A 15,331-nucleotide genomic window follows, 5' to 3' on the forward strand; every position below is an offset into this window, starting at 1 on the left:
ATATGAGTATACCTAAGCAGTTGATGATTGGTAGTGTTCCGTACGATGTGGAAGTTGTAAAAGGCTGGATTGATGAAAAAGAAAACGGAGAAGTAAGAATTGCTGAAGTAACGTATCACGAACAACAAATCAAGATTTCGGACAATGTAGCGAAGCATGAAGGGCAAATGAAAAACGTACTTCATGAAGCGATCCACGCAATGCTGTATGAATATGGACTGGATCGTTTAAATAAAGAAGTGAATGTAAATGCACTAACTACAGTCTTCTTCGACTTTATTAAGAACAATATTCGTGGTGGTATCTCCAGTTTTGTAGGGTATCAGTATTTATTACTTAAATGTCCAGAAAAAACAAATGTAGAATTTTATGACTCTGATACGGATCCTGCCACTCTAAGATTTAAAAAAGAAACAGATGAACTTTCCTTTATCAACACAGCAGCAGAACTTGTAGAAACTAATAATCAACACCCACCGGAAGTGGATGTATCGGCATTAGGTGTTGCAATGGCAAAAGCGGAGGTTCATAAGGCTGTAGATCTAGGTGTTGCGCATGAACAGATTCAGGAATCGGCTGTTAAGATGACCACGGATAAGCAGACGCGTAAACTGCCAATCGTAGACGTAAATCGTAGCTCGTTTCCTGTTGAAGAGATAGTAAAGATTACGAAAAAAGAAGAAGCTGATCCGATTCATTGGAAAACAGGTATTAAATATGACGAAGAAGGAAATCCGAGATATCGTACACGCTATGAGTGCTGCATGTGCGGAAATCGTGGGAATCAATACGAGTACAAGGAGAACAAATTCACGAAATGTCATAAATGTAATGCGAAACTCAAGATAGTACAGGCAACGAAAAATGGATTCCCTGAACGCGATGCATTTGGTAATTTTTACGTAGCTAATGATGAATACAGCGTTATTTTGGATGGTGAGTAAAGATGAAGAATATACCTACAAAAAACATAAGTGAAGAACTGGAGACACGTGAAGGTGTCTCAACAGTACAAGTAAGTCCCCATGAAAAGATTGAAGTAGCTGGTATTACGGTTGAGGGACCGGCTGTGATTCTTATTAATAAAGACTAGGGGTGATTGGATGGAAATTATATATGATTATCCGATTTGGACAACGTGGTTCATCTGTGTAATATTTTTCGGTTTAGCTAGCGTTATAGAAACGATTAAGAAGTAAGGAGATGGAAGAAATGAGAGCTGTAATTAAAACGATTGACGGTTCTGTACACACTGTAGAGGAAGCAGATTTTATTTTTGAAGGATACAAAAAGCTAGAAGGGGCGTTATTTGCGGAAGGAAATGCGATAGATACTTTTGATGATGATGGGCGTATTACGGGAATTGTGAATATGCAGCATGTTTCTGCGATTAAGTTTGAATATTGATAAAAGAATAGGAGTTGAAGAGAAATGAAAGAAAAAGATTTAAACATTTCAGAAGTACGTGGTGCGAAAAAGAACATTTCAGACTTACAAGTTTATGGTGATGGAGATACGTTCGCGTTACTTTGCAAAGCGAGTTCTCAAGAACAAGGTTGGATGAAATCAACTAAGGTTTGTAATGTTGATGGTGGTTGCGTGATGCAGGTGACGACGCAGCAGAAGAACCCAGATGGTAGTTATGCTGTAGCAGAAGCGTTGACTTATGTACCAGGTGTTTATATCGATAAGAAAAGTGATCCGCGGAGGCTGGTACCAATCCCTACGAAAAAATATGAAGTTAACCTTCTTGTAGAACAAGGAAAACAAAAATATCAATCTAGTTGGTCAGAAGGAGCTGAAGAGAAATGAAATCAACAGGTATTATTCGTAACATTGATCCATTAGGACGTATTGTGGTTCCGATGGAATTACGCCGTACATTAGGTATCCAGGTAAAGGATTCTATGGAGATTTTCGTAGATGGTGAATCTATTATTCTACAAAAGTATAATCCTAATAACTCTTGCCAAATTACAGGAGAGGTTTCAGAAGAAAATATTGAACTAGCTGGCGGTAAACTCGTGCTAAGTCCTGAAGGGGTTGATCAGGTATTAGCGGAGCTCGAAGCACGTTTGAAGGGGCGATAAAATGAGCGAACCTAATAAGCAATATACATATATCGAACTGGAAATGATTTTGGACAATTTTGTCAAGGCGTTACCGATGCAAATACGAATGCAGCGCGAGATGTCTAAATTAATTAAAGCTCGTTTTGATGCGCTCGTTTCTGAAGGTTTTACAGAGCAACAAGCACTGGAAATCGTAAAATCACGTGGTATAGAGTGAAAGGTTCGGAAGCAATCTTACGAGCGATGCACCAGGTAGGAGGAGAAATCCCGGCTACGCAGTTTGATACGTGACTGGGACAACTCTCTCAATTAGGATTACTGGAGCAAGTCATGAAAGATGATGATCATGTTTATTATTACCGACTTACGGATACCGCAAGACAGTTTTTAGTAAAGAAGGGTGTGAAGTGAAGGTGAAAATACATGTATGGACCTTAGTAATGAATTTGTTTGAAATAGGAAAAAAATACAAGATTATCATTTTAGATGAGGATAATGGACAGGTTGTATATAAATGCACAGTCAAGGCAAAGGACGGCGGTAATTTACTAATTGATGTTTATGAGACAGATGGGGAAGAAGATTACCGAGAAACGTGGATAAAATGGCGCTGGATGCTTGAGGTGGAACAACTGGATGGGAATGTAAGAACATTGGAGGTTCCTAAATAATGAAAAAAGAAACACCGATTAAAACGTTAAAAGTTAACGGGGAGAAAATTATGTGTGACTGCCCTATATTACATGAACCGTCAGCTGCTACGTTTATACCGAGAAAAGGTATCTTCCAAAAACAGGACCCCACATGGTACATCGATTTCGTCACGTATGCTCGTAAAGATTTCTTTGATTCTTTAGAAAATCGTGTGTCTGTCTTAGTAGAAATCACAGAGGAAAACGGACATATACGTCAGGGACGTGCCATATTTACAAGTATTGATTCTAATTCAGATGAACCACTCGAATATCGTATGGAAGGTGTGACGGAATTAGAGCCTGTAAAAAATCAACTGATTCCAGAGGTTCCTGAGTTCCATAAGAAAGATCTTCACGGTAAACAAGTCACGCTTTACTACAGTTCTGATACTTCTACGACAGGTGATTATACAGTTGATACACTTATTGCTTTAGAGAATGCAGGTAGTAATAAAGTGGGAATATATGTTCTTAGTAGTGAGGTAAAGGAGAGGCACAAGTGAATTATATAGATCGTATCACTGAATTAGCCACACAAGTACCGACGGTCGTTTTAGAAGATGTGATGAACCGGATTAAGGATTGGATCGTAAGTGGCGGGGAAGAGGACGACCCGTATATCGGACAACAATTGAGATTCGTAGAACGTGTGGCTGCAAGGAGCAAGGAACATGACGTCTGAAGAAATTCGTAACTTACAAATCGATGGTCTGGACGTTCCGTTTTACGATGGGTATGTGACGGTACAAGAAGGAGTTGTTACGGGTAAGCTCACATGGAGTCTCCATGTTGTGGATTATGGGGCAAGTGAATTTGTGGCCACGAACCAGTTACGTGATGTGAATATCGAGATAGAGCAGGGCAATATATATGCTGGAGAAGGATTGATTGCGAAAGTGACTGAGGAACGGTTTCTCTTAGCTGGAAAGTCGGTGCTACGTGGGTATGAGACAACAGCGGCGTGGCACGTGTTTCGAGATTCGGAGAGTCACAGCTGTTTACACGAAAACAAAAATATATAAAAGAAAAGTTTTTAGGAGGGGGTCTAATACACTACAGTACTAAAAAAAGAAAAACAAAATAAAAAAGAACCCCCCTTAAAAAAATATACCTTATATATATAATATAAATATAAAACTAATAATTATATATTATATATATAGTATTATTTATTAATAGTTATATAGTATGTAATACTATTAATGGTTTAAGGTGTTTGTTTTAGGGGTTTGATTTTCTGAGTCAGGAGGTTCGGAGATGACCAGAATTGATGGCTATGTTTCGAAGAAGACGATACAACTGTGGCTGGAGAATTACGAATCACTGGCTGTAGGTGATCGGTTCCCTGATGCACCGCCTAGCTTTACGGGACCTGGTGCACAGGACGGGAAAAGTGATGGACGGTTGAATAAGATTGTGCTGGATCAGGCGATTAAACAATTACCGAAGAACATGAAATATATAGTGCTTGCTCGGTATGTGTACAAGATTCCTAGAAGGAACACATTAAGGACTATGAATATTACTCCGAAAGTATATTACACACGCTGTAAACAAGCCGTGGATTTATTACACATGAGTATTAACGGTGACATGGTTGGCATAAGAAGCTTAATAAAAAAGTTGTACGAGGCTTGACAAGATGTGGTCATAGTAGGTACAATTTATGTTAGGATGGTGAAATTGTGTCCTACTCCAGTACTAAATAATATGCATAGCCATGAGGCCCTTGATGAGGGTATCATGGCTATTTTTATGTCCGTTGGATTGGACTGGTTGCGTCACATATAGTAAGTAGGAAATAGGAGAAGCTGTATAACATACTATGAACTGTAGGCAACGCGAAAGAGAAACCTGAGGGTAATTTCACCAGTCGCTCTCTCCTGGAGAAGACGGCCCTTTGAAACTCAGGGGGTCATGATCCAATGTTCAGTTAGTTAATAAAGTGAAGCTTATGCATTAATTCAAATGATTGAAGCTGTGTGTATGACTTACAAACGTTGATATAACAACGATGTATAATAATTGTATATTGGTTACGTATTGAAAAAAGAAAGAATCATTGATATCAATGGGTTCCGTTTCTATCCAGTTTACATAACCAATGTTATAGGCAGTCATTATTAATACGATATTCATCGTTATTCAAAATAGGTATTTTAGATTATTAAACATTTGGTTTTGTTTTAATCCCCCGGGGGAGGTCAAATCTGGTGAGGGGCTGGCAGGCGCTCGTAACGTTCCGCCAGAATTTTTAAACTCGGGGGGGCTATACAAAATATACGAATTTCAAGGCAATCGATACTAAATCGGTTGCCTTTTTCTATTTCACGAAGAAAGGGGAGCGAAATGATGGCGAAGTTAGACGAATTAAAGCAGAAACTTACGGCTAAACAAATTCAAGCGGCGTACCTGCTTGTAGAAAACGAATTGATGGAATCGAACAACGAGGAAAAAAGAACCCAAGACGAAATGGCCAACGAGCTAGGCATAAATCGGACAACGCTTTGGGAGTGGCGAACTAAGAACCAGGACTTCATTGCATTCAAGAGTGAAGTGGCCGACAGTTTCCTTGCAGAGAAGCGCGAGCAGGTGTACAGCAAGTTAATGCAGTTAATTTTAGGGCCGCAACCGAGTGTAAAAGCCATGCAGTTGTATATGCAGCGATTCGGTTTACTGACTGATAAGAAAGTAATCGAGGGTGATCTAGGAAATGCGACTCGTACAAATGCGGAAATCGAAGAACAGCTTCAGAAATTAAAAAAATTGACAGGCGAGTAAAAGGAGGGCGGGCTACATGGCATATATAGACGGTAAATGGTTAGCCCGTCAAGAACGTCAGGAGCGTATCAATCTTGTAGCAGAAAGAGCAAAGAAATTACAGGAGTTGTACGAAACTGGCGAGGCTACAGAATATTATATGGATACACTACTTGCTGACATCGATGAGCTAGAAAAGTTAAAAAGGGTACATCGTGGAGAACATGACATGCTGTACTTCATGTATGAGTATTTCTCTGAAGAAGGGAATCCAGGGAATCCAGATAACTTAATCCCAGCTGGAGTAACGATGGATGATGCGGCTGAATTTCACGAAACCTTATGTGGCTTGTTAGATGACATCACAACAGGTAGGGAGAAAAAGAAAAAAGTAGCCTGGAGTGTAGGTCGTGGCCATGCGAAAACCGCATACCTGAGTAATGGTTATTTGTGTCATCAAGTCGTGTATCGATTAAAGCAGTATATTGTTTTGATTTCTGAAACATCTGATGTAGCCGGTGACTTTATCTCCTGGGCACGTGATCAGTTAAAGTATAACGAAAAATTACGCGAGGATTTCGGAATCTTACTTTATGAGCAAAAAAGCCGAAATGAAGTAGATAACGACAAAGAATTTGTTACGTTAACGAACACGAAAGTCGAAGCAAAAGGTATAGGGACACAGGTACGTGGTTTACGTCACGGTTCAAAAAGGGTTCAGCTCTACATTTTGGATGATTTGGAGAGTAAAGAAAATACCGCGACGGTTGACTTGATTGCCAAAAACAAACGCTGGTTCAAGGAAGAATTGCTTCCAGGTTTAAGTCGTCAAGAAGGTGCCTGTATCTATATGGGTACCATCGTTTGTTACGACAGTTTGTTGCATCACGTGATTAAAAACCGTCGTGATTTCGTATCGAGATCATTTCCGGCAATCCTAAAATGGTCAGAGCGTGAAGATTTATGGCAAGAATGGCGTGAGATTCGTCAGGTCGATGATCCAGACTCGGCAGATCGTGCTCGCGAATTTTATGAACAGAATAAAGAAGAGATGTTAAGTGGTACAAAAACGTTATGGCCATCACATTTCCCTTACATCGATTTGATGGAAATTAGAGAAGATGACGGTACCAAAGCGTTTAACCAGGAGTATCTATGTAATCCGACTGACGAGGAAAGACAGATATTTAAACCTAAATATTTCACGTACTGTACTGAAGATGATTTAAAAGACAAAAAACTTTTGTATTACGGTGCGGTTGATTTCGCAATGGGAAAAGAAAAAGGTGACTACAGCGTAGTAGTTACACTTGCGAAAAACGTGGAAACAGGAACGTGCTATATTATCGATATTTTTATGGAGCGTGTGCATCCAAATACGTTGTTAGAAAAGGCTGTAGAATACACGCTGGCATATCAATATGAATCAATCGCTGTAGAGGCACAACAAGCACAGGAGTGGTTTGCTGAGAAAGTTGGGGAAGCGTTGCAGAAGAAAGGGTATCCGTCATCGACTCGCTTAAAACAAATTAAGCAACGTACGAGAAAGGCATTACGTATCGAGTCGTTATTACCAGATATACAGAGCGGTAAATTGCGTTTTATGAAACATTTACGTGCTTTATTGGAGCAATTTGAAATGTATCCGATGCATCCGCATGATGATGGTCCGGATGCAGTTCAAATGGCTTTTTCTATTGCATATAAACGTGCAAGACGTAAAGCGGGGACTACAGGGAATTCAAGATATTGAGAAAGGAGGGGCTTGAATGAGAGTACAAGGTGATCGTAATTTTATGAATCCTGTGGAAATTGTAATGCCAGTTCGTACCGCACTTGGCGATTCTGAGTGGACACGCATTATGTCCGAGGTTCGTTTGTATGAGCGTTATGAAGGAGACTTAAACGTATGGTCTGATTATAAAAAACCAGACAATCTCGACTATGAACCTACGAAAATACAACTTGATTATCCTCAAAAAATTGTAAACATGATTGCAGCGTGGCAATTTGAAAAAGAACCGAAAGTCACAGTTCCTCCTGATGTGATAGACGACCCGGCACTTATGATTCAATCAGGATACGAGCCTAGTGAGGAGCAGCAAGCGGAAAACAGTAGAGCGAAAGCGAAAGAAAGGCTATTAACATGGGTTTGGGATGACAATCGAATGCATGAGAAGTTATTAGCAGCAGCAAAAGACAGGGCTATTTCAAAAACTGGTGTGTATGCTCGTATTCACTATGATAAACGTCGTGGTGAATTTAAGATTATTTGGCATCCATCCACAGAAGTTATTGCAAAGTATAGCTACTGGGATATAGATCAGCTGGAAGAGATTCATTTTATTGCATGGCTTGATGAAGAACAAACGAAAATGTGGAAGTTATCGTATTACTTAGTTTGGCATGAAGAAGCTGGTGAGTACGACTGTGAAATTGAAGAGGCTGTATACAACGGTGACTTAGAAAAGCAAGAGAATAGGGTTGAACGCTCATCAATGGGCATCGATTTTATTCCCGTTGTACCTGTACCGACTGAAAAACTAAGTAAACGTACTACAGGTTATAGTGAATTGGAGAAAACGATTGAGTTGTCTGATGAAATTGACAAAAAGATGTCCGATTACTCGGATGCGTTACGTTTTGAAATGTTTGCTATTACGTTGTTAACGAATGTAGATGAAGATCCTAAGAATCCACTTCAAGTAGCGCCAGGTGCGAAATGGGATTTAGGTGATGGTTCGGAAGAGACCGGTGAACCAAGTGCTAAGAAATTGGAAAGTGGATTTAGATTTAAAGAAACTATTGAAGCGTATCTGGACCGATTGCAGAAACGCCTACATGAAAAAGCAGAGGTACCGATGGTGAACACTGCGGACATGAATACGGGCGGTATAAATGATATGGCTGTACAGCTTTTATTCAGTAACATCATCTCGAAAACACAACGCTCATGGGTGATATGGCAGTCTCGTCTACAAACCTTAAATGAGTATATTTTACGTTATATGAAAGCTAGGAAGGATGACTCCAAATTCAAATACGATAAAGAAATGTTAGCAAAAGTAGATAACTATTATGCTAGTAAGATTATTTTCGGTTTACCGTTACCGCAAGATCAAAAAGCACTTATCGAACAGCTTGGTGATGAAATTTCTAACGAAATCGAATCAATTAAAGGTGCAATTACGAGAAGTGGTAAAGAAAATGCGGAACAAAAGTTCATGGAGATTATGCAAGAGCGGATGTTGAAAAGACAATCTCAGGATCCGTATAACGAAAAGTAATACTTGCCTTACGAAATGGCGCTATAAACTTTCGGAAATTATAGCCGACAGGCTCAAAATGGAGGATTTGCAAATGGAATACGCAAAACAAGCTACAGCATTAAAATTTTTTGTAGGACAAGTACAAAAAACACCTAAGTTCCCACTTCGATTAGACCTACAGTTTTTCTCTGATGGTGGTAGTCCTGAGGATGATCCTGATAACAACCCTGGTGATCCTACCAATCTACCTAAATCACAAGAAGAGCTAGATGAACTTGTTAAGAAACGCTTAGAACGTGAACGTAAAAAGTCAGCTGAAAAATACGGCGACTACGATGACGTTAAAGCAAAATTAGCAGAATACGAAAAAGCTGAAGAAGAGCGTAAAAAGCAAGAAATGACGGAAATCGAACGTTTGCAGGCTGAAAAAGAAGAAGCTGACAAAAAGGCACTAGAAGCTTCCGAAGCAGCACAACAAGCGCAGGAAAAAGCAAATGCTCGTATTTTGAACACTGAAATTAAGAGTATTGCCCGTACTTTAGATGCGAATGATCCAGGTGACGTATTGGCGCTTTTAGATAAGTCGACCATTCAAATTGATGAGAATGGAAATTATCAAGGAGTTGAAGAGGCTGTTAATGCGCTAAAGGAAAGCAAACCTTGGATGTTCAAGAAAGTTGTGGGAGCAGATGCGGCTGGTGGCGCGAATCCAGGAACAAATCCGAGAGCGAATGAAATTCTTGCTTTAGAAAAAGAGCTGGAAGAAGCGAAAACAAAAGCGTTAAAAGATTCAAAGTATGCGGGCGAGGTAACTCGTATTTATAACAAGTTGTTAGAAGCAAAATCGAAGAAATAACGGATCGTTGATTAAAAGTCAGCGATTTTTTAATTTAAAAAATTTGAGGGGGCTACAAATATGCCAGTACCAACTACGTACGAATTTCAACAACAAGTAAGACAAATGCAAGCGAATGTGGATTTAATTCTTACGAAAGCACCTGTTCTTTTCGGATTAATTGGTGTAGGAGACGCTTTAACACAAACTAAATTTGAATGGCAGAACGACTATTTAAACTCTGATACAGGTATTGTAAAAACTGCCGCAGCTGTTGGGGATACGGACCTAGTTTTAGAAAAAGGCGAGGCTCGTAAATTCACTGAAAATGCTCTGGTACAAAACGGCTTAGAAGTGTTACGTGTAGTAAGTGTCGATGAAAACGCGGATAAAATCACTGTGCAACGTGGTTACGATAGTACGAAAGCGGAGGCAATTACAGCTGGTGGTGAATTAAAAGTCATCGCAAGACCGAGACCAGAAGGTGAAGATGCTTTCCGTAAGAATGAGATCAATGACCGTTTAGTGTCACATAACTTCTCACAAATTTTTTCAAGATACGCATCTGTTTCACGTACACAACAACAAGTGAACACATACGGCGTATCAAACGAATTAGATTATCAAGTAAATCTGCGTTTACAAGAGATGATTCGTGAAGCGAACACGTCTTTAATTTATGGCCGTAGAAATGGCGGTTCTCCGACACAACCGCGTACTACAGGTGGTTTATTTGCATTTACAGGTATTGAAGGTTCTCATAAGCAAGATTTTAAAGGGAACGAAATCGCGGCTAAACCACTGAATGACGCTGTAGAGCAAGTGTTTACGCGAGGCGGTTCAGCAAACACAATTTTATGTGGACCAAATATCGCGCGACAAATTACAAAGCTTGGTGGCGATACAATTCGTACTACACGCCAAGATACCGCAGCAGGTTACCAAATCTTATCATTTGTTTCCGACTTACCCGGTGGAGCAATTTCTAGTGTGGTAGTCGATTTAAATATGCCTAAAGATCGTGCATTACTTCTTGATACGGAAAAAGTAAAGGCACGTTACTTAACTCCAATTTATGATCAAGATGCTACACCAAATGGTGCTGACTACTTCTCTCGTGTCATTCGTGGGGAATTTGGATTTGAAGTTAAGAATGCGAAAGAGTCTATTGCTGTTCTTGAAAATATCTCTAAAACAATGGCTTAAAAGGAGTTTTATGCATGTCTATTTCTGAAAATCAAGCACAACGTTTAAACAGATCGATGCCGATTGCGAAAGACACATCACTTGGCAATATTATTAAAGGTCTTGAAGAAAAAGTAGCTCTAATACCCAAAAAGGTTGATAAACAACCAGATAGTACAGCGACTGACGTAGCGGGTGTAGTGAAAGACTTAAATGCACTTATTGCAAAATTAAAAGCTGCAGGAATCATGATGCCTTAACAAAATACAGTGACGGAGGTGACGCCAAATGAAGGTGTCGGAAAGGCTGGAGAGTCGGTTAGCAAAAGTTCCAAAAGTAACTCCTGAAGACATCGGAAATTGGCTAGCTGAAGCCGAAACTGAGTCAGAATTAACCGAAGAATTAAACGCAAATGCTGTTTTTTATCTTGCTCTGTCATTTGCTTATGAATCGATTGCGGCAGACGCAGCGCGCTATTTTTCTTATACAGATGGTGAAGAATCGGTTGATAAATCGATGGTCTTTGCTAACTATAAGAAATTATCAGCAGATGCGCTTAAAAAATATAGAAAATATAGACGTGGAAAAGGTACTCACCAAACATTTGCTAAGCGAGCAGATGGGAGATGATTACATGAGCGATTCTCAAAAAAATATGGATGAAGTACTTGATGCCATTTCCGGAGAATTTAAAGAGGAGCATGAAAAACAAGTTTCTGATACTGTAAAGGCCATTATCCTAATCCGTTTGTTTTTAGTTGATTTATTGAATGACTATCAAAAGGATGGAATCGTGAAGCGCAGTAGGTTAAATGCGTTATTACGAGACCTTACTTTATACGAAAAAGAATTTCGTAAACAAGCAGAGCGGTCATTCCATACATTGATTGAAAACACGTCGAAATGGACCACATCAAAATTATCAGAAGCAGGTTTGGACGTGAAATCTATAACTACAGTAAATAAGCAAATTATTCAAGGGGTTATAAAAAGACCTGGTGAAGATGGCTTAGTTCTGTCTGATCGTGTATGGAATTTATCTGGAGATATGAGAGATCGATTAAGTAGTGTCATTCGTCCATCTGTATTAAGGGGCGAGAGCATTACAATGATTTCTCAAAAGATAAAGGAAGTACACGACAATGAGAAATGGAAGGTTGAGCGTGTAGCAATTTCTGAGAGTACTAACACGTACCGAGCAGCTACTATACAGAATGGATTAGAAAGTGAAATTGTGACAGGTTATCAAATTATTGATAATGGCCATCGCCACAGATACCACTCAAAGCATATGTGTTACAAGCTAGCGAGACGTGATGCATACGGTTTAGGGGCTGGAAAGTATCCGAAAAATATTCCGGAAAGCCTTATGAATCAATTAATAAGCCCACATCCACAATGTTCGTCACGGCTGAACTACTTAATAAGCGAGGAGGTGTAGCAATTGCTTACTGAAGATGATATTAAAGAGATTCGCGAAAATCGTGAAATGATTGAGCAGGGACGTAGAGAACCGGTGATTTTATACATTAAAGGGGTTTCTGAAAAGGATCCAATTACAGGAGAAGAAATCCAAGGTGACCCCCGAAAAGAAACTGTTCAATTAGTTTGGAAGAAATTCACGTCAGTGGAAAAGACGAAGTTCGCTGATCTTGATGTTAAAAAAGGAGAGGCGCTTGTTACATTTTCTCTTAATGTGGACTTAGAGAACATTGAAAAAATTGAACGTAAAGGTGTTTTTTACGTTATCGAACTTATCGATGAACGAGGGCTTGGTGGCGTAAATCGTCGTGAGGTCATTGTAAAGAGGGTAATTTGATGAGAATTAGAGTTGTTGTTAAAGGAAAATTAAATGTGTTAAAAGCACATAATCCCAATAGATACAAAACACCAATTGAGCAAACGGTAGAAAAACATACACGCTTACAAGCTAATCAAGCCTCTAATCGAGCACCGATATTACACGGTCCTTTATCTGAAAGTATTCCTGCAAGTGTAAAGATGGTAGTCGGTGCGAGAATTATTGGTACGTATGGATCTCCTCTTATTTACGCGGCGGTACAAGAATTTACGCACAAAACAAAAAAAGGTTTTATGCGTAAAATAGCTTTTGAAGGTGAGCAACCATTTGTTGAGGATATAAACAAAACTGTTCAACGTGTAGCGAAGGGGCATTAATTATGTTGAATGATGTAATGTATTCATTAAAAAAATTGCTGGATGTTTTTGCACCTACTACATGGATATACGATGGTGTTTCTGTATCAGGAAAAGACAAACCCTTCATTACCATTGAGGATTTGTCAGGAACAATTAGCAGGTATTCAAAGGAGAATTTCTCACGTAATCATCTGATACAAGTAGGTGTGTATGCAGATAAAATTTTTGATAGGAACGATTTGCAAGATAGAATAATTAACCGATTCGAAAAGGGTTCAATTGACTTGTACGATACAAGTAAAAAGAATCCAGAACGAATCGGTTTTTTTAATGCAAAAGTAAAGGATTTTGAACCACTGTCTCAAAAAGACGTTGAGATTTTAACAGCGAAACATTTGAGTTTTATTACTATAACAATCAGAAATTAGAGGGGGACTAAAAATGGCAGAAGTGAAAAAAAGTAATGCACCTGAGTTTAAAGGTGCCGAAACGCTTTACTTGATTGACATTCCGCAACCTGATGGGAAAACTACAAAAACAGTTCGATTTTTTAACCAAACGTCAGGTTCACGATCAATTGAGGCTGGAGAAATCGAGTTGAAAACAAAAGATAAGAGTGGATCTGATTACGGTGACGTAACACAATCAGCTAGCATTGAAGGGATTTGTACTGAAGGTGACGAGGGACTTGATTATGTAGAAGAAGCAATTCTTAATAAAGTTTTAGTAAGAATTCATGAAGTTAACCTACGTAGTGCAACCGCTTCTGAGTTTAAAGTTAAATCAGGAACATACATGTTGAATAGTTTGGAACTTTCTCATGAAAATGAGGAGTACTCAAAGTATTCTATTGGCTTAAAATTAAATGGAAAAATTTCTAAAGGGACGCTTAATAAAGTACCTGAAGGTGCGCCTTCTGGTGATGTAGCTACACCAGGAGCGTAATAGTAAGTCTATTTATTAATAATTAAGAATGGTTATGGGGGTGGGGATTTTTGGATATATCTAAAATCGAAAAAATTGCAATCGCATCTTCAATTCTTTCAACATTCGGAGAGGATGCTTTGGCTCCTCACGTTGATTTAAATCGCTTATCAGAATTATGTGAGGAATCGACTCGAAATTCAACAGCGAGACAATGTGGTGAAGCGACAATTAGTGTTTTAAATAAAATTATTGATAGTTTATCAGAAAAAATGCAAGGGAATGAAGAGGGGATGAAACATAGTCTAATAACGACCATTAACAACAATAGTAAAACTTCAGTTGTGGATCAAAACGTAGAACGGATTTTGGTTAGAGCCGATAAACTCGCTATTGAAGGTGATAACAAATGAAATTAAGCAAACAAGAGCAAGCGGTCGTTATAGGCAATACAATTATGATGCTTGGTGGGCATGAAGAGGTAACTAATTATGTCGATCCTCAGAAGTTGGCCAAAGTAAGTGATATTCACAATGAGTTATACGATAATACAACCCCGCGTGAGCGAAGAGAAGCAATGATTAATTTGCTTAATAAAACAATGGATGAATTTGTGGAAAATAAATAATTAAGATTTGAATAAGCGTTCATATAGACGCTTTTTTATTTTGAACAAAAAATAATTGGAGGTAATTATTATGGCTGAAAAATCATATACGCGTTTCGTAATTAATGGTAAAGAACAAGAACTGAAATTCTGTTTACAGGCACTGAGGTTATTAGATGAAAACGGTGGGCCGATGCAATTCGTTTCCCAAACCATGCAGGGCGGAATTACTAATTTTACGGATGTGGTTTATTACGCACTGATTCATACAAATGAGGGAATCACGTATGAAGCTGTACAGAAAGAGATTGAAAATATGTTTAATGCTGAAAAACTAGACCTTGATGAAATTCTAAAGTACAACAAAGCAGTTGTGCTAAATAGTTTTTTCTTCCAGAAGACAGTGAAGAAACTTCTAGGGACAATGACAGCGGAACAACAGAAATCGTTCGAGAACCTGTACGCATAAATATTGATGAATTGCAAGGTGAATGTTTTCGTTTTTTTAATATGACCACCTTGCAATCTTGGCGTATTAGTCTTAAGGAGTATCACCTTATGTTGAACGGATATAAGGAACAACTACTTGATAAGTACGAGTTTGCAAGTGTACAAGCTTTGTTTAATCGAAATGCTCAAAGTGAAAAAATCAAGTCATTAGCGGATATATATACCCGTCCAGAAAGTGTTCGTGATATTGAAAAACAAGCAAATGAACGGAAAGAAGTAGTTGAAAAAATTCAAAGAAACGAATCGTTCTTTGATCAAATAGAATCAATGATTAGAAGTCAAATACAAGAAGTGGAAGGGTAGGTGAGGTGAAT

Annotated in this window: 27 protein-coding genes; all 27 read left to right on the forward strand. The window is 38.7% G+C overall.

From position 1 onward, the window contains the following. The first annotated feature begins 2 nt into the window (after positions 1-2). Entirely contained in the window at positions 3-944 is a 942-nt protein-coding gene (locus ACQGS6_RS01150; protein WP_426964836.1) for a hypothetical protein, read from the forward strand. 2 nt (positions 945-946) lie between these two features. Continuing rightward, positions 947-1,093, forward strand: a complete 147-nt coding sequence (locus ACQGS6_RS01155) for a BC1881 family protein (RefSeq protein ID WP_151617945.1) — start codon at positions 947-949, stop codon at positions 1,091-1,093. Positions 1,094-1,212: 119 nt separating this feature from the next. Then, a complete protein-coding gene (locus tag ACQGS6_RS01160) occupies positions 1,213-1,407 on the forward strand; it encodes a hypothetical protein (RefSeq protein WP_042597799.1) in 195 nt (64 codons plus the stop codon). Between the two features lie 24 nt (positions 1,408-1,431). Continuing rightward, positions 1,432-1,812 (forward strand): hypothetical protein, encoded by a 381-nt coding sequence (locus tag ACQGS6_RS01165; protein ID WP_151617948.1) that lies wholly within the window; start codon positions 1,432-1,434, stop codon positions 1,810-1,812. Beyond that, positions 1,809-2,090, forward strand: a complete 282-nt coding sequence (locus tag ACQGS6_RS01170) for an AbrB/MazE/SpoVT family DNA-binding domain-containing protein (protein WP_151617950.1) — start codon at positions 1,809-1,811, stop codon at positions 2,088-2,090. Before ACQGS6_RS01165 ends, ACQGS6_RS01170 begins: the two co-directional genes overlap by 4 nt. A gap of 1 nt (position 2,091) precedes the next feature. Then, complete coding sequence (locus ACQGS6_RS01175; protein WP_426964837.1) at positions 2,092-2,289, forward strand: hypothetical protein; 198 nt, start codon at positions 2,092-2,094, stop codon at positions 2,287-2,289. A gap of 223 nt (positions 2,290-2,512) precedes the next feature. After that, on the forward strand, positions 2,513-2,743 hold the full coding sequence (locus ACQGS6_RS01180; protein ID WP_151618011.1) for a hypothetical protein: 231 nt from the start codon (positions 2,513-2,515) through the stop codon (positions 2,741-2,743). Next, entirely contained in the window at positions 2,743-3,270 is a 528-nt protein-coding gene (locus ACQGS6_RS01185; protein ID WP_325761692.1) for a hypothetical protein, read from the forward strand. Before ACQGS6_RS01180 ends, ACQGS6_RS01185 begins: the two co-directional genes overlap by 1 nt. Continuing rightward, positions 3,267-3,449 carry a DUF6877 family protein gene (locus ACQGS6_RS01190; protein ID WP_151617956.1) on the forward strand — a complete coding sequence of 61 codons (183 nt, stop codon included), beginning with the start codon at positions 3,267-3,269 and terminating at the stop codon, positions 3,447-3,449. The genes ACQGS6_RS01185 and ACQGS6_RS01190 overlap by 4 nt, the downstream gene beginning before the upstream one ends. Continuing rightward, entirely contained in the window at positions 3,439-3,789 is a 351-nt protein-coding gene (locus tag ACQGS6_RS01195; RefSeq protein ID WP_325761693.1) for a hypothetical protein, read from the forward strand. Before ACQGS6_RS01190 ends, ACQGS6_RS01195 begins: the two co-directional genes overlap by 11 nt. Before the next feature lie 235 nt (positions 3,790-4,024). Continuing rightward, positions 4,025-4,405, forward strand: a complete 381-nt coding sequence (locus ACQGS6_RS01200) for a hypothetical protein (protein WP_325761694.1) — start codon at positions 4,025-4,027, stop codon at positions 4,403-4,405. 714 nt (positions 4,406-5,119) lie between these two features. Then, entirely contained in the window at positions 5,120-5,548 is a 429-nt protein-coding gene (locus ACQGS6_RS01205) for a phBC6A51 family helix-turn-helix protein (protein WP_001086032.1), read from the forward strand. Between the two features lie 16 nt (positions 5,549-5,564). After that, positions 5,565-7,280, forward strand: coding sequence for a phage terminase large subunit (gene terL, locus ACQGS6_RS01210; protein ID WP_000323343.1), 1,716 nt, complete (start codon positions 5,565-5,567; stop codon positions 7,278-7,280). Positions 7,281-7,296: 16 nt separating this feature from the next. Then, the gene (locus tag ACQGS6_RS01215; RefSeq protein ID WP_325761695.1) at positions 7,297-8,814 is read left to right on the forward strand and encodes a phage portal protein; all 1,518 of its coding nucleotides are present in this window, start codon (positions 7,297-7,299) and stop codon (positions 8,812-8,814) included. 73 nt (positions 8,815-8,887) lie between these two features. Then, positions 8,888-9,652, forward strand: coding sequence for a phage scaffolding protein (locus ACQGS6_RS01220; RefSeq protein WP_325761696.1), 765 nt, complete (start codon positions 8,888-8,890; stop codon positions 9,650-9,652). Between the two features lie 60 nt (positions 9,653-9,712). Then, positions 9,713-10,837, forward strand: coding sequence for an SU10 major capsid protein (locus tag ACQGS6_RS01225; protein ID WP_001145077.1), 1,125 nt, complete (start codon positions 9,713-9,715; stop codon positions 10,835-10,837). Positions 10,838-10,851: 14 nt separating this feature from the next. Beyond that, positions 10,852-11,076 carry a head fiber protein gene (locus ACQGS6_RS01230; protein WP_000027968.1) on the forward strand — a complete coding sequence of 75 codons (225 nt, stop codon included), beginning with the start codon at positions 10,852-10,854 and terminating at the stop codon, positions 11,074-11,076. 28 nt (positions 11,077-11,104) lie between these two features. Further along, positions 11,105-11,446, forward strand: a complete 342-nt coding sequence (locus tag ACQGS6_RS01235) for a hypothetical protein (protein ID WP_025118134.1) — start codon at positions 11,105-11,107, stop codon at positions 11,444-11,446. A gap of 4 nt (positions 11,447-11,450) precedes the next feature. Beyond that, positions 11,451-12,257 (forward strand): hypothetical protein, encoded by an 807-nt coding sequence (locus ACQGS6_RS01240; RefSeq protein WP_325761697.1) that lies wholly within the window; start codon positions 11,451-11,453, stop codon positions 12,255-12,257. Positions 12,258-12,260: 3 nt separating this feature from the next. Beyond that, a complete protein-coding gene (locus tag ACQGS6_RS01245; RefSeq protein ID WP_079245417.1) occupies positions 12,261-12,635 on the forward strand; it encodes a hypothetical protein in 375 nt (124 codons plus the stop codon). Then, positions 12,635-12,994 carry a hypothetical protein gene (locus ACQGS6_RS01250; protein WP_426964838.1) on the forward strand — a complete coding sequence of 120 codons (360 nt, stop codon included), beginning with the start codon at positions 12,635-12,637 and terminating at the stop codon, positions 12,992-12,994. Before ACQGS6_RS01245 ends, ACQGS6_RS01250 begins: the two co-directional genes overlap by 1 nt. Before the next feature lie 2 nt (positions 12,995-12,996). Then, positions 12,997-13,404 carry a hypothetical protein gene (locus ACQGS6_RS01255; protein ID WP_149185597.1) on the forward strand — a complete coding sequence of 136 codons (408 nt, stop codon included), beginning with the start codon at positions 12,997-12,999 and terminating at the stop codon, positions 13,402-13,404. Between the two features lie 13 nt (positions 13,405-13,417). Next, the gene (locus ACQGS6_RS01260) at positions 13,418-13,921 is read left to right on the forward strand and encodes a phage major tail protein, TP901-1 family (protein WP_000852561.1); all 504 of its coding nucleotides are present in this window, start codon (positions 13,418-13,420) and stop codon (positions 13,919-13,921) included. A gap of 50 nt (positions 13,922-13,971) precedes the next feature. Next, a complete protein-coding gene (locus ACQGS6_RS01265; protein ID WP_426964839.1) occupies positions 13,972-14,313 on the forward strand; it encodes a hypothetical protein in 342 nt (113 codons plus the stop codon). Beyond that, the gene (locus ACQGS6_RS01270; RefSeq protein WP_426964840.1) at positions 14,310-14,528 is read left to right on the forward strand and encodes a hypothetical protein; all 219 of its coding nucleotides are present in this window, start codon (positions 14,310-14,312) and stop codon (positions 14,526-14,528) included. Before ACQGS6_RS01265 ends, ACQGS6_RS01270 begins: the two co-directional genes overlap by 4 nt. A gap of 70 nt (positions 14,529-14,598) precedes the next feature. Next, positions 14,599-14,976, forward strand: a complete 378-nt coding sequence (locus tag ACQGS6_RS01275) for a tail assembly chaperone (RefSeq protein ID WP_000818630.1) — start codon at positions 14,599-14,601, stop codon at positions 14,974-14,976. A gap of 89 nt (positions 14,977-15,065) precedes the next feature. Then, on the forward strand, positions 15,066-15,320 hold the full coding sequence (locus tag ACQGS6_RS01280; RefSeq protein WP_243168170.1) for a hypothetical protein: 255 nt from the start codon (positions 15,066-15,068) through the stop codon (positions 15,318-15,320). Positions 15,321-15,331 lie beyond the last annotated feature (11 nt).

The organism is Bacillus sp. GMs2/2, from assembly GCF_050172095.1.
In the GTDB taxonomy this organism is placed as follows: Bacteria; Bacillota; Bacilli; order Bacillales; family Bacillaceae_G; genus Bacillus_A; species Bacillus_A cereus.

Bases quoted from the DNA above. Each gene is read 5' to 3' on its own strand.
- ACQGS6_RS01225 (WP_001145077.1), top strand. From the start codon at position 9,713: ATGCCAGTACCAACTACGTACGAATTTCAACAACAAGTAAGACAAATG.
- ACQGS6_RS01185 (WP_325761692.1), top strand. From the start codon at position 2,743: ATGAAAAAAGAAACACCGATTAAAACGTTAAAAGTTAACGGGGAGAAA.
- terL (WP_000323343.1), top strand. From the start codon at position 5,565: ATGGCATATATAGACGGTAAATGGTTAGCCCGTCAAGAACGTCAGGAG.
- ACQGS6_RS01155 (WP_151617945.1), top strand. From the start codon at position 947: ATGAAGAATATACCTACAAAAAACATAAGTGAAGAACTGGAGACACGT.
- ACQGS6_RS01165 (WP_151617948.1), top strand. From the start codon at position 1,432: ATGAAAGAAAAAGATTTAAACATTTCAGAAGTACGTGGTGCGAAAAAG.
- ACQGS6_RS01150 (WP_426964836.1), top strand. From the start codon at position 3: ATGAGTATACCTAAGCAGTTGATGATTGGTAGTGTTCCGTACGATGTG.
- ACQGS6_RS01195 (WP_325761693.1), top strand. From the start codon at position 3,439: ATGACGTCTGAAGAAATTCGTAACTTACAAATCGATGGTCTGGACGTT.
- ACQGS6_RS01205 (WP_001086032.1), top strand. From the start codon at position 5,120: ATGGCGAAGTTAGACGAATTAAAGCAGAAACTTACGGCTAAACAAATT.
- ACQGS6_RS01280 (WP_243168170.1), top strand. From the start codon at position 15,066: ATGTTGAACGGATATAAGGAACAACTACTTGATAAGTACGAGTTTGCA.
- ACQGS6_RS01275 (WP_000818630.1), top strand. From the start codon at position 14,599: ATGGCTGAAAAATCATATACGCGTTTCGTAATTAATGGTAAAGAACAA.
- ACQGS6_RS01175 (WP_426964837.1), top strand. From the start codon at position 2,092: ATGAGCGAACCTAATAAGCAATATACATATATCGAACTGGAAATGATT.
- ACQGS6_RS01230 (WP_000027968.1), top strand. From the start codon at position 10,852: ATGTCTATTTCTGAAAATCAAGCACAACGTTTAAACAGATCGATGCCG.
- ACQGS6_RS01240 (WP_325761697.1), top strand. From the start codon at position 11,451: ATGAGCGATTCTCAAAAAAATATGGATGAAGTACTTGATGCCATTTCC.
- ACQGS6_RS01215 (WP_325761695.1), top strand. From the start codon at position 7,297: ATGAGAGTACAAGGTGATCGTAATTTTATGAATCCTGTGGAAATTGTA.
- ACQGS6_RS01235 (WP_025118134.1), top strand. From the start codon at position 11,105: ATGAAGGTGTCGGAAAGGCTGGAGAGTCGGTTAGCAAAAGTTCCAAAA.
- ACQGS6_RS01270 (WP_426964840.1), top strand. From the start codon at position 14,310: ATGAAATTAAGCAAACAAGAGCAAGCGGTCGTTATAGGCAATACAATT.
- ACQGS6_RS01170 (WP_151617950.1), top strand. From the start codon at position 1,809: ATGAAATCAACAGGTATTATTCGTAACATTGATCCATTAGGACGTATT.
- ACQGS6_RS01255 (WP_149185597.1), top strand. From the start codon at position 12,997: ATGTTGAATGATGTAATGTATTCATTAAAAAAATTGCTGGATGTTTTT.
- ACQGS6_RS01160 (WP_042597799.1), top strand. From the start codon at position 1,213: ATGAGAGCTGTAATTAAAACGATTGACGGTTCTGTACACACTGTAGAG.
- ACQGS6_RS01220 (WP_325761696.1), top strand. From the start codon at position 8,888: ATGGAATACGCAAAACAAGCTACAGCATTAAAATTTTTTGTAGGACAA.
- ACQGS6_RS01200 (WP_325761694.1), top strand. From the start codon at position 4,025: ATGACCAGAATTGATGGCTATGTTTCGAAGAAGACGATACAACTGTGG.
- ACQGS6_RS01180 (WP_151618011.1), top strand. From the start codon at position 2,513: ATGAATTTGTTTGAAATAGGAAAAAAATACAAGATTATCATTTTAGAT.
- ACQGS6_RS01260 (WP_000852561.1), top strand. From the start codon at position 13,418: ATGGCAGAAGTGAAAAAAAGTAATGCACCTGAGTTTAAAGGTGCCGAA.
- ACQGS6_RS01250 (WP_426964838.1), top strand. From the start codon at position 12,635: ATGAGAATTAGAGTTGTTGTTAAAGGAAAATTAAATGTGTTAAAAGCA.